Annotated in this window: 9 protein-coding genes; 5 read left to right on the forward strand and 4 right to left on the reverse strand. The window is 72.7% G+C overall.

Translation table 11 applies throughout. The annotated features are described in order from the left end of the window. Positions 1-41: 41 nt before the first annotated feature. Positions 42-827, forward strand: a complete 786-nt coding sequence (locus UIS43_RS05450; protein WP_013153391.1) for a DeoR/GlpR family DNA-binding transcription regulator — start codon at positions 42-44, stop codon at positions 825-827. Positions 828-850: 23 nt separating this feature from the next. Here the strand turns inward: UIS43_RS05450 and UIS43_RS05455 are convergent, their stop codons facing one another. Next, a complete protein-coding gene (locus UIS43_RS05455) occupies positions 851-2,434 on the reverse strand; it encodes a beta-N-acetylhexosaminidase (RefSeq protein WP_370012629.1) in 1,584 nt (527 codons plus the stop codon). Between the two features lie 265 nt (positions 2,435-2,699). On the opposite strand from UIS43_RS05455, the gene UIS43_RS05460 reads away from it, so the two are divergent. Then, positions 2,700-4,685: an ABC transporter permease subunit gene (locus UIS43_RS05460; RefSeq protein ID WP_370012630.1), complete on the forward strand. Its 1,986-nt coding sequence runs from the start codon at positions 2,700-2,702 to the stop codon at positions 4,683-4,685. Positions 4,686-4,722: 37 nt separating this feature from the next. Further along, complete coding sequence (locus UIS43_RS05465) at positions 4,723-5,973, forward strand: extracellular solute-binding protein (protein ID WP_358170709.1); 1,251 nt, start codon at positions 4,723-4,725, stop codon at positions 5,971-5,973. Between the two features lie 28 nt (positions 5,974-6,001). Here UIS43_RS05465 and UIS43_RS05470 read toward each other — a convergent pair whose 3' ends face one another. Further along, positions 6,002-6,841: a helix-turn-helix transcriptional regulator gene (locus tag UIS43_RS05470; RefSeq protein WP_013153395.1), complete on the reverse strand. Its 840-nt coding sequence runs from the start codon at positions 6,839-6,841 to the stop codon at positions 6,002-6,004. Between the two features lie 254 nt (positions 6,842-7,095). On the opposite strand from UIS43_RS05470, the gene UIS43_RS05475 reads away from it, so the two are divergent. After that, complete coding sequence (locus tag UIS43_RS05475; RefSeq protein ID WP_370012632.1) at positions 7,096-8,040, forward strand: SDR family oxidoreductase; 945 nt, start codon at positions 7,096-7,098, stop codon at positions 8,038-8,040. A gap of 179 nt (positions 8,041-8,219) precedes the next feature. On the opposite strand, the gene UIS43_RS05480 is transcribed toward UIS43_RS05475, so the two are convergent. Next, positions 8,220-8,885, reverse strand: coding sequence for a hypothetical protein (locus UIS43_RS05480; RefSeq protein WP_013153397.1), 666 nt, complete (start codon positions 8,883-8,885; stop codon positions 8,220-8,222). A gap of 686 nt (positions 8,886-9,571) precedes the next feature. On the opposite strand from UIS43_RS05480, the gene UIS43_RS05485 reads away from it, so the two are divergent. Continuing rightward, complete coding sequence (locus UIS43_RS05485) at positions 9,572-11,143, forward strand: MDR family MFS transporter (RefSeq protein WP_232238695.1); 1,572 nt, start codon at positions 9,572-9,574, stop codon at positions 11,141-11,143. A gap of 78 nt (positions 11,144-11,221) precedes the next feature. On the opposite strand, the gene UIS43_RS05490 is transcribed toward UIS43_RS05485, so the two are convergent. Next, a complete protein-coding gene (locus UIS43_RS05490) occupies positions 11,222-12,598 on the reverse strand; it encodes a sodium/glutamate symporter (protein WP_013153399.1) in 1,377 nt (458 codons plus the stop codon). Positions 12,599-12,689: the final 91 nt, after the last annotated feature.

Below are 12,689 nucleotides of genomic sequence, written 5' to 3' on the forward strand. Positions count from 1 at the left end.
AACAGTCAGATTGGATCAACAGTTTGTCCTTGGGGGACGTCATGGACCGCCACCAGCGTTTGACGGCTGTGCTCGAACTGCTCTCCGAGCGCGGGTCCCTCTCCGTCGACGAGGCGGTGGAGGAGCTGGGGGTCTCCCCGGCCACCGTCCGGCGCGACCTCGACCACCTGGAGCAGCAGCAGCTCCTGACCCGCACGCGGGGCGGCGCCCTGGCCTCCTCCGTCTCCTACGACCTGCCGCTGAGCTACAAGGCCGCCCGGCACGCCGAGGAGAAGGAGCGCATCGCCCAGGCGATCGCGGACCTGGTCCCCCCGGGTTCGGTCGTCGGCCTCAACGGCGGCACCACGACCACCCAGGTGGCGCGCGCCCTGGCCCTGCACGAGAGCTTCCGCGGCGAGGACCCCGGGCGCGGCCTGACCGTGGTGACCAGCGCGCTCAACATCGCCACCGAACTCCTGGTGCGCCCCCACATCAAGGTGGTCGTCGTGGGCGGGGTCGTGCGCCCCCGCTCCTACGAGCTGGTGGGGCCGCTCGCCGAGCGGGTCCTGGAGACGCTCTCCCTGAACGTGGCCGTGATCGGGGCCGACGCCGTGGGCGCCGACATCGGCGCCATGGCCTTCGACGAGGACGAGGCCGCCGCCAACACGCTGCTCGCCCGGCGCGCCGAGCGGGTCATCGTGGCCGCGGACAGCCACAAGATCGGCCAGCGGGCCTTCGCCCGGATCCTGCCGGTCGCCGGTATCGACGTCCTGGTGACTGACAAGGACGCGGACCCCGACGTCGTGGACGGCTTCACCAGGGCCGGGGTCGAGGTCGTCCAGGCCTGAACCGCGGCCCGGGCCTGAGGGACTCACGGGTCGTTCCTTCCGTCCAGCGGCCGGTAGCCGACCCCGAGGGCGTCCAGGCGCTCCAGGTGCGCGCGCAGCCGGGCGAGGAAGTCGGCGCGGTCGTGGCCGCGCTCGCCAGGCTGGCGCCAGACGGCCTCGGCGAAGGCGCACAGGCGGGGGAAGAGCATGTACTCGGTGTGCTCCTCGGTGGCCACGTACTCGGTCCACATCTGGGCCTCGGCGCCGACGACGCGCCGGGCGGCCTCCCCGTCCAGCGCGGCGGGCACCGGTTCGAAGCCGAAGACGGTGGACAGCGGCACGAAGCCGCCGCCGAAGGCGAGGGGCTCGGCCGCGGTGTCCTCGTCCTGGTAGTAGTCGAGGTACACGTGGCTGGTGGGCGCCATGACCGTCTCGTGGCCGAGCCGGGCCGCGGCCTCGCCCCTCTCCTGCTCGCGCCAGGCCATCACCGCCACGTCGGCGGGGAGCGCTCCCCCGTCCAGGACCTCGTCCCAGCCCACCAGCGTGCGGCCGTGCTCGGCCAGGAACGCGGCGATGTACCCGGTGAACCAGCCCTGGAGCTCCTCCTCGTCCGCGAGCCCCAGCCGGCGGATGTGCTCCTGCACGCGGGGGCTGTCGCGCCACTCGTCCTTGGGGACCTCGTCCCCGCCGCAGTGGACGTACCGGCCGGGGAAGACGTCCATCACGTGCGTCAGGACGTCGCGGCAGAACCGCAGCGCGGTCTCGTCCACGTTGAGCAGGCGGGTGCCCACCCCCCAGCGCTCGCGCACGATCGTCGGGGCGCCGGTGTTGCCGAGTTCGGGGTAGGCGGCGATGGCCGCCTGCATGTGGCCGGGCATGTCGATCTCCGGGACCACCTCGACGCACCGGTCGCGGGCGTGCGCCACGATCTCGCGCAGGTCGGCCTCGGTGTAGTAGCCGCCGTGCGGGGTCTGGTCGTAGACCGGATCGGGGCTCGTGCCGAGGTCGTCGCCGACCACGGTGCGCGCCCGCCACGCGCCGACCTCCGTCAGCCGGGGGTAGCCGGGCACCTCGATCCGCCAGCCCTGGTCGTCGGTCAGGTGCAGGTGCAGGACGTTGAGCTTGTGCAGGGCGAGCAGGTCGATCAGGCGCAGGACGAAGTCCTTGGGCAGGAAGTGCCGGGCCACGTCCAGCATGAGGCCGCGCCAGCGCAGCCGGGGGTGGTCCTCCACGCGCGTGCAGGGGATGCCCGCGCCCCGCGCGGACGCGCCCGTCCGCCACAGCCGCGCGGGCAGGAGCTGGCGCAGGGTCTGCGCGCCGTGGAAGGCCCCGACCGGGTCCGCGCCGACGATCTCGACGCCGTCGGTGTCCACGGTCAGCGTGTAGCCGTGTTCGCGGGCCCGTCGGGGGTCCACGCGCACGGTGACGGGGGCAGGACCGCCGCCCGGACCGCCCCCGGCCCCAGGTCCGGTCAGCGGGGCCAGGACCTCGCGTAACAGCGCGCCCGCCAGCGCGGCCTCCGGTTCGACGCGCAGGGAGAGTCCGCGGTCCAGCCGGAGGGCGCCCGGACGCGGTTCCGTCAGCGTCGGCACCGGGATGACCGCGGGTCGGCTCGCGTCGTCGGGCATGCTCGTTCCCCCTTCTGGCCGCCTCGGCGGCGGCCGAGGCCGTCGCGGCGACCGTTCGCCCGCTCCGGCGGACGGGCGCGGCGCCCGGTCGGGCCCGGGCTCGGGCCGGTCACACCCAACGATCATTACATGAGCACATGATGATTACTAGTGAACAGAAGGAGGATCTAAAGCTTGACACCAATCAACCAGAACGTGACGATGGTCACTCATCGACTACCGGAGGGAGCGCTCACCATGGTCCTCGCGTACACCCGAAACGGACATGGCTGACACCGCGCGGCCCACGGGCGGGGTCGGAGCGGAGCGCGAACGCGCCCCGCTCCCCCCGCCGGACCGCCGGGGCGGTCGGGACCGCCCCGGCGGCCGCTCCGGGGACACCCCGCCCCGGCCCGCCCGTGACCTGTGGCGGCGCACGTCGGCGACGCGCTGGCTGCTGCCCGCCACCGCCCTCATCGGCCTGGTCATCGTCTTCCCCGCGCTCTACATGGTCTGGCTGTCCTTCCTGGCCGTGGACCGGATCGGGCAGATCCAGGGGTTCACGGGGCTGGACAACTACCGGCGGCTGCTGGGGGAGCCCGCGCTGCCCGGGGTGGTGGCCAACACGCTGGCGTGGCTGGTGGTCGTCCTCGGGGTGACGCTCCTGGTGTCCCTGGCCCTGGCCCAGTTCCTCACCAAGGAGTTCCGCGGGCGCCGACTCGTACGGCTCTCCGTCGTCGTGCCCTGGGCGGCCTCCCTGGTGATGACCGCGACGGTCTGGCGGTTCCTGCTGGAGGGCGGCAACGGCCTGGTCAACCGCCTGCTGATGGACCTGTCGGTCCTCGACGCACCGCACGAGTGGTACAAGGACCCCGCCACGGCCTTCGCCTCGATCATGGTCGTCGGCGTCGTGACGTCGGTCCCCTTCACGACCTACGTCCTGCTGACCGGTCTCCAGACGATCCCGACCGAGGTGCACGAGGCGGCCAGGATCGACGGCGCCGGGGCCTGGAGGCGGTGGCTGCACGTCACCCTGCCGCTGCTGCGCCCCTCACTGCTGGTGGCGTTCGTGCTGAACATGCTGCACGTGTTCAACGCGTTCACGCTCATCTGGGTGATCACCGGCTCGATCGCCGGGAACCACGCCGACACCACGGTCACGTGGATGTACAAGATCGCCTTCAAGGAGCAGCTGGACCCGGGCGAGGCCGCCGCGCTCGCGGTGCTCAACGTGGCCTTCCTGGTCGGGCTGATCGCGTTCCTGGCCTGGCTGCTGCGGCCGGGCCGCCGCGACCGGGCGGGCCGCGTCCTGGCCTCGGCGGTGCCCGGCGGCGTCCGCTCGCTCACCGGCCGGGCCGCGCGCTCGTGGTCGTCCCTGCGCGGGCGCGCGGCGAGCGCGTGCGCTCCGCTCCTGCGCCCGGCGGCGGACGCGGGCGGCCGGGTGTGGCGCCGCGTCAGGAGCGCCGTCCTCCCCCTGGTCGGGGCGCTGGTCGCCCTGTTCTTCCTCGCCCCCTACGCCGCGATGTTCCTCGGCTCGCTCAAGACCGACGCGGAGCTGTTCGCCGTCCCCGCGACCTACCTGCCCCGGGACTGGGCGTGGTCGAACTACGTCGAGGTGTGGAGCCGGATCCCGCTGGCGGAGTACTTCCGGGTCAGCCTCACCGTCGCCGGGGTCTCGACCCTGGTCGTGCTCGCCGTGGCCGCGCCCGCCGCCTACGCCGTCGCCCGCTCCGGCTTCCGGGGTAAGGGTGCCTTCCTCGGCCTGATCCTCATCACCCAGATGTTCCCGGCGGTGGCGCTCATCATCGGGCTGTACCGGGAGGCGCTCTTCCTCGGCGCGGTGAACTCCTACTGGTTCATCATCGCCGTCAACTCCGCCTTCAACATCGCCTTCGCGGTGTGGATCCTCAACACCCACTTCCGGGCGGTCCCGCGGGAGACCGAGGAGGCGGCCATGATGGACGGCCTCGGCCGCTTCCGGACCATGCTCGGGATCGTCGTCCCGCTGTCGGCGCCGGGGATCATCACGGTGGTCGTCTTCACCTTCATCCAGGTGTGGAACGAGTTCATCGTCGCGCTGACCCTGTTCAACGACCCCTCGCAGGGCAGGGTGCCGCTGACCGTGGGGGTCCAGCAGTTCATCGGCCTGTACGAGACGAACTACCAGTACCTCTTCGCCGCCGGGCTGATGGCCGTCGTCCCCACAGTGGTCCTCTTCGCCCTGATTGAGAAGTACCTGGTCAGCGGCCTGAGCACGGGCAGTGTTCGTTGACGCGTCCCCGCCGGGAAGCGGAAGGGAAGGGTAGTCGATGAGGAGACAGAGACCGCGGGCCACCGCCGTGGCCGCCGCGCTGTCGGCGGCCGCGCTGCTCGCCGCGGGGTGCGGTGGGGACGGGGGCGGGGACCCGAACACCATCGAGCTGGTCGTGGCGCAGTACACCGAGGGGACCCAGCCCTACTGGACCGACCTGATCCAGGACTTCGAGGCCGACCACCCCGGCACGAGCGTCCGGCTGCGGGTGATCGGCTGGGACGACCTCCAGAACCAGGTCAACACGATGGTGCAGACCCGGCAGTTCCCCGACATCCTCAACACGAACCTCTTCGCCGACTACGCCGAGGCGGGCCTGCTGCACCCGGCGCGGGACGTGCTGCCCGAGGACAAGTTCACCGACTTCGTCCCGGTCCTGGCCGAGAACGCCTCGCTGGAGGGTGAGCAGTACGCCCTGCCGTTCGTCGCGACGGTGAACGCGATGTACTACAACCGGACCATCTTCGCCGAGGCCGGGATCAGCGAGCCCCCGCGGACCTGGGACGAGTTCCTGGAGGCGGCGGAGCGCGTCAAGGCGCTCCCCGGCGACCACGTCCCCTACGCGCTGGCGCTGGGCTTCGACGGCGGCGACTACGAGTTCGGCACGTGGGCGCGCTCCAACGGCGGCGGCTGGAAGCAGGACGGCGAGTGGACGGTCAACAGCGACCGCAACGTCGCCACGCTGGAGTTCCTCCGGGACCTGGTGGTGGAGCACGAAGCCACCCAGCCCAACCCCGGGCAGACCAACCGCCCAGACGGCACGTGGCCGCTCTTCGCCCAGGGCAGGGCCGCCATGGTGTACGCGCCGCTGGGCGGCAGCGCGTTCCTGGACCCGGTGCACGAGGCGGGCGTGGACTACGGCACGACGACCCACCCGACCAACGGCGGCGCCGAGCCCTCCACCCACGGCATCCAGGACTACCTGGTGGCCTTCGACAACCCCGGCAACCAGGAGCTGGTCACCGAGTTCCTGGACTACTTCTACGAACCGGAGAACTACACCGCCTACCTGGAGGTCGAGGGGCTGCTGCCGACCACCGAGTCCGGCGTCGAGGAGTTCCGCGACGACCCCGACGTGGGGCAGTACGTCGAGCAGATCCCCGAGGCACGGCTGGACCCCACCTACGAACCGGTCTGGGCCCGGCTGCGCGGCACGATGGCCGGGGAGCTGGGCACGGCCGTGGCCCCGGACGGGGACCCGCGCGCCGTCCTGGACAGGGGCCAGGAGATCGCCGCCTCCGGCCCGTGACGGGCGGGGGAGGCGTGGCGGCGGGTGCTCAGCCCAGCGCCCGGGCTCCGATGACCGACAGCAGGTGCAGCCTGTCGTGGCTCTCGCTGCCGGGGACGGCGGTGTAGACGAGCAGCGAGTGGGCCTGGCCGGGGTCGACCAGTCTCTGGCAGTTCAGCTCCAGGGGACCGACCTCGGGGTGCACGAAGTGCTTGACGTGGTGGGGGCGCACACCGATCTCGTGGTCCTCCCACACCCGCCGGAACTCCTCGCTCCGGTCCAGGAGCAGGTCGGCGAGGCGGGCGGCCCGCGAGTCGGGGCCGCGCAGGGTGACGATCTCGCGCAGACCCGAGGCGTACATGCGGGTGAGGAACGGGTGCTCCTCGGGCGCGTAGATCCTTCGGGAGTCGGGATCGGTGAACCACCGGTACCCCGAGCTGCGTTCGGGCCCCGTGAACCGCGTCGTGTCCCCGGTCAGCGCGACGCCCATCGGGGACTGGCGCAGGGTCTCGCCGAGTTCGGTGACGATCTCCGCGGGCGTGTCGTCCAAACGGTCGAGGACCCGTTGCAGGCCGGGGCTGACGTGGTCGCTGACCGTGCCGCGCGGGGGCGGGTTGTGTCCGGCCAGGCGGAACAGGTGGTCGCGCTCGTCCAGTGACAGGTGCAGCCCCTGGGCGATGGAGGAGAGCATCTGGCCCGACGGCCGCGGTCCGCGCTCCCGCTCCAGCCGCGAGTAGTAGTCGGTCGACATGTGGCACAGCGCGGCGACCTCCTCGCGCCGCAGTCCGCTGGTCCTGCGGCGCTGCCCGCGCGGCAGCCCGACGTCCTCGGGTTGCAGCGCTTCCCGGCGGGTGCGGAGGAACTCGGCCAGCCCGGTGCGATCGATCACGGCACTCCTTCTTCCCAGTGGTGCTGCTCCGTGTCTACCTTGCGCGCGCGGCGGTAACCACGGACCGCCGATCCCCCCTTACCGTCGAGGAGGTGGAAGAGGCGCGAGGGGTGACCCGCCGATCCTGGGATCGGGAGGCCGTGGTTACCGACCCCGCCTTGGGCGGAGGATCGTTCCTGCGCACCGTGCACCAGGTACGGAGGGAGCGGGAACCGCCCGAACGCGCGTCCGTGAGGACACGAGGGAGCAGAGCCATGCCGCGTCGAACCATCGACATCACCGTGCCGGACCTGACCGGGAGGCGCGCGCTCGTCACCGGCGCCAGCGACGGGATGGGCCTGGGGATGGCCATGAGGCTGGCCGCCGCGGGCGCCGAGGTGATCATGCCCGTCCGCAATCCGCGCAAGGGCGAGGACGCGATCGCCAGGATCCGCCGGAGTCACCCCGACGCCCGGGTCTCGCTGCGCGACCTCGACCTGTCCTCTCTCGCCTCGGTCGCGGCCCTCGGCGACACGCTCCGCGAGGAGGGCCTGCCGATCCACATCCTCATCAACAACGCGGGTGTGATGACCCCGCCGGACCGGCAGACCACGGCGGACGGCTTCGAGGTCCAGTTCGGCACCAACCACCTCGGCCACTTCGCCCTGGTGGGCCGCCTCCTCCCGCTGCTGCGCGCGGGGCGCGCCCGCGTCACGTCGCAGGTCAGCATCGCCGCGAGGCGGGGGGCCGTCAACTGGGACGACCTGAACTGGGAGCGTTCCTACGACGGCATGCGCGCCTACAGCCAGTCCAAGATCGCGTTCGGGCTCTTCGGCCTCGAACTGGAGCGGCGCAGCAGGGCTGGCGGATGGGGCATCACCAGCAACCTCTCCCACCCCGGGGTGGCCCCGACCAGCCTCCTGGCCGCCCGCCCCGAGATCGGCCGCGACCGGGACACCCTGGGCGTGCGGCTGATCCGCGCGCTCTCGGCCCGCGGCATCCTGGCGGGCACCGTCGAGACTGCGAAGCTGCCCGCCCTCGTGGCCGCGACCGACCCGGCCGCCAAGCCGGGCGCGCTCTACAGCCCCGGCGGCCCCGGCAACCTCGGCGGCCCGCCCGCCGAGCAGCGGCTCTACACCCCGCTGCGCGGTGCCGACGAGGCCGAGCGGGTCTGGCGGGTCTCCGAGCAGCTCACCGGGACCGCCATCCCCGCCGCCTGACCGCGCGCCCGTCGTCGGCGCGGCCCGGCACAAGGGGCAGATCGCGCGGGACCACGCCATCGGCCCGGGCACGGCGATCCTGTCGGGCCCTCTGTCCGGGTCCTCTGTACCACCGGTCGCTGTCGCCGGAGAGCCCCCTGACCCACGCGCCTACGCCGACCAGGTCCTCCAAGCCCTCTTCACCGGGACGGCGCCGAGGGCCTGACGGAGGCGCGGTCCGCCCGGCGCGCGGTGAGGGCGAGCCCGGCGATGAGCGCCACCTCGCCCATGTTCCCCACCGCCAGCGGCACCGTGGGCACGGCCGAGGCCGCGAACATGACGGCGGCGCCCAGCAGCATCCACCCGCTGCGCGCCCGCACCAGCAGCGCCACCCCGACCACGAGCAGCACGACGACGGTCGTCACGGCCGGGACCGGCAGGGCCGACTCGGCGGCCGAGTAGCGCAGCGCGTCGCCCTCGCGGCCGGGCACCAGGGTGAGCCCCACGAGTTCGGTCACGACGCCGTAGACGATGAGGGCGGCCGCCAGCAGCCAGAACCCGGCGCGCACCGCGCGCGGGCGGGCCCAGGCGAGCCCGGCGTCGCGGGCCGCCCCGGCGGCGAAGACGATGAGCAGAGGCGTGACCAGGGCGTGCACCACGAAGCGCGGCAGGTTCAGCGCGAGCAGGAGGTCTCCGGCGCCGATGGTGGAGCCCAGCGCCACGATCCCGTTGTCGTAGACGAGTCCGGCGGCCACGACCGCCACCAGCCAGGTGTGCGGGGAGCGCCGGGAGAGCGCCAGCCGGACCAGCCAGGCGGTCAGGCACAGGTGGGCCAGCGCGAAGGCGGCGAAGAGGAGGGAGGTCATGCGCGTCCTTGTAGCTCGTTTTTCGAGAAGACAGTTTTTCGAGGGTTACCTCGGCAGTCTGCCCCATCGGAGGAGCGCCATGCGCGCGGACCGCGCCTGTCTTCGACCCCCTCCCCCGCCGTCGAGGATCCGTCCGCGAGGCCGACACCCCGCGGGAACCGGACCGAGGGACACGGCACGCGGGCGCGGCGGGGCGCTGATCAGGAGCGACGCGGGCCGCGGACCGGGATCGGGCGCACCGCGGAGTGAGGAGGCGGGCCGGATCGCGGACGGGGACGCGGGAGGACCCGGACCGAACCGTGAACGGGATCACGGGGGCGCGGGTCGGGCGCCCCGACGGAGGACGCGGGACCGGCGCGGACCCCGGGGAGCGGCGTGGAGCGGGCACGGGCCGAGGACGGACGCCCGGCGAACGGCGCGGGCATTCCCTGAGGCGGATGTCGGCTTTCCCACGTTCGACCAGCCCCCGGATCGTGACCCCGGTGATATTCTACAGTGGGTGCAAAAATGCCTCTTCTGCACATTTTTGGCCACCCACGGCAACCGAGCAGTCCCGCGGCCTCCCGCGCCGCCCCGTCTTCCTTCTCAGAGGTCCATCCGTGCGCACTTCCCGTCCCTTACCCGACACCGGGCAGCCCTCGATCCTGCGTTCCCTGAGCGGCCTGCTCATAGTGCTGGGCGTGACGATGCTCAGCAGCACGATCGTGTCGGTCGCCCTCCCCCAGATCGTCGGGGCGCTGGACGGCAGCCAGTCGCAGTACACGTGGGTGGTGACCGCGACCCTGCTGGCCTCCACCGCCTCCACTCCGGTCTGGGGCAAGCTGGCCGACCTCTTCGACAAGAAGAAGCTGCTCCAGCTCTCGATCGGGCTGTTCATCGTCTCGTCGCTGCTGTGCGGGTTCGCGCAGACCACCGGCCAGCTCATCGCGTTCCGGGCCGTGCAGGGCCTGGGCATGGGCGCCTCGCAGGTCCTGGTCCAGGTGATCATCGCCGCGATGGTCAGCCCCAAGCAGCGCGGCACCCTCAACGGCTACATCGGCGCGGTGATGGCCGTGGCCACCGTCGGCGGACCGCTGATCGGCGGGCTGCTGGCCGACCTGCCCGGCCTGGGCTGGCGCTGGTGCTTCCTCATCGGCGTGCCGTTCATGCTGGTGGCCCTGGTCGCGCTGAGCCGCACGCTCAAGCTGGTGGACGTGCGCCGCCCCGACACGAAGGTGGACTACGCGGGCGCCGCGCTGATCGCCGCGGGCGTCAGCCTCCTGCTGCTGTGGGTGACCTTCGTGGGCAACGACTTCGCCTGGATCTCCTGGCAGTCCGGGGCCATGGTCGCCGGAAGCCTGCTGCTGCTCGGCCTGGCCGTGTGGGTGGAGGCGCGCGTGTCGGAGCCGGTCGTGCCCCTGCACCTGGTCATGCGGCGCGAGACGGCCATCGCCATCCTGGCCAGCTCCGCGGTCGGCATGGCGATGTTCGGCGGGGCGGTCTTCCTGGGCCAGTACTTCCAGCTGGCGCGCGGCTACTCCCCCACCGAGGCCGGTCTGCTGACCGCCCCGCTCATGCTGGGGACGATGATCTCCTCGACCGTGTCCGGGCGCATGGTCTCGCGTTCGGGACGGGTCAAGTCCTACGTGGTCACCGGCATGGTCACGCTGACCCTGGGCTTCCTGGTGCTGGCCACCATCGACGCGACCACGCCGCTGCTCATCGTGTGCGGGGGCATGGTGCTGATGGGGCTGGGGGTCGGCATGTCCATGCAGAACCTGGTCCTGGTGGTGCAGAACTCCGTCCCGCTGCGCGAGATCGGCGCGGCCAGCGGCACGGTCGCCTTCTTCCGCACCCTGGGCGGCACCATGGGCGTGTCCGTACTGGGCGCCTTCCTGGCCAACCGCGTCTCCACGAACATCTCCGACGGCCTGTCCGAGTCCGGGGTGAGCGCCACCGCCGGAGGCGGGGACGCCGGCACCCTGAACCTGGACGCCATGCCGCCGTTCCTGCGCGAGATCGTCGAGGGCGCCTACGGCACGTCCACCGGCGACCTGTTCCTGCTCGCCACGGGCATCGCCCTCGTCGGCCTGGTGCTGGCGCTCTTCCTGCCCCGGGTCCAGCTGCGGGACAGCCTGGACCTGCCCGATCCGGCCGCGGAGGCCGCTAAGACCGAGGAGGCCGCGCGGGCCCCCGAGGCCGGTGCCCCGACGGAGCCGACGAGCACGGTCGGCGCCACGGGCACCGCGCGGACCGGCCGGGAGCCGTCCGCCGACTGACCAACCCCGCACAGGAGAGGCCCTTCCCGGAATCGCCCCCGGGGAGGGCCTCTCGCGTTCGCGCCCGGAACCGGCCGCTCAGCCCCCGGCCGCGGCGCCGACGCCCGCTCCGGGCCGCCGCCAGATCCCCAGCACCCGCGCGAGCACGTACACCGCCGCCGCGGCGAGGAGCGCTCCGACGCCCAGCGCCCAGGGCCCGTAGTTCACCGCGATCAGCGGCAGCAGCGCCGTCAGCATCCCGCCTCCGGCGATCGGGCTGAAGAAGGGCGCGCGCAGCGCGTAGGCCCGCGCGGCGTCGGTCCTGAGCTCCGGGTCGGCCGTGCGCAGCAGCATGAGGCCGACCGAGGCCACCGCCGTCAGCGTTCCGAAGTTGACGATGGCGTGCTCGAACCAGGAGTCGCGGAACATCCGCGGACCCGCCCAGTAGAAGAAGCCCACCGTGACCAGCGCGGCGACCGCGACCAGAACCAGCAGCGGCACGATGTTGCCGAGCACGACGGGCACCGCGATGGACGCGACCGCAGAGACCACCAGCAGGTCGAGCGCGACCCCCTGGATGGCGCGCAGGCTGCCGGGGTCCACCGCCTCGCCCAGCCGGGTCCGCGAGATGACCGCCTGTACGACGCCGCCGCCGATCATCGCCAGCGGGAACAGCGGCATGCCGGGGATCACGAGTCCGAGGAAGTACTGGAGCACCCAGCCGATCAGCACCGCCGCGGCGATCAGCGCCCCGTGGAAGGCCAGTCCGTCGACGAGGTCCTTGTTGAGGGTCACGCGCCCCATCGGGGTCCGCGCCTCCTCGGGCAGGACCTCGGGCGCCTCCTCGCCGCGGTCCGCGCTGAGGTGGCGCAGGTGGCCGCGGCGGGCACCGATGTTGATGAGCACCATGCCCACCACGATCCCGAACACCAGCCCGGCGGTGGCCGCCGCCAGCGCGAGCGCGCCGCCGTCGGTCCAGCCCAGTTCGGCGTAGACCGGCCCCATTCCCGCTGCGGTGCCGTGCCCGCCCGGCCAGCCGACCTCGATGACGGTGCCGAACATCGCGTTCACGTCCCAGAAGGGCATGAGCAGCGCGGCGCACACCAGCACGGGGACGCCGATCATCAGGAGGTCGCCCATGTAGCCGAACAGGAGCTGCGGCGCGATGAGGTGGTAGCTCCTGCGCGGGTTGGGGATGCGCACGCCGATGAGCATCGGGGCGAAGACCACGGTGATCAGCACCCCGGGCAACGCGGCCCAGGTGCCGGTCATGCTCTCGGGGAACAGCCCCGCGCCGTAGGGCCCCAGCGCGGCCCCCAGGACGCCGCCGATGAGCGCGGCCGGGACGAACAGGCGGCGCAGCGGGGCGATCAGCAGCCGCAGCACGACCCCGGCGAGCACGAGCAGGCCGAGGACGGTGACGGCGAACAGCAGGGTGGTGACGGCGTCGCCGCCGACTTCGTCTGTGGGGAACACGCTGCTCCTTCGTACGCGCGGATCGGGGGTGGGGTCGGCGGCCGCGTGGGCGGGCCGGACCGGGGTCGCGCGCGGCCCCCGGTCCCGCGCC

Source organism: Nocardiopsis sp. LDBS0036, assembly GCF_041228755.1.
Lineage (GTDB): Bacteria > Actinomycetota > Actinomycetes > Streptosporangiales > Streptosporangiaceae > Nocardiopsis > Nocardiopsis dassonvillei.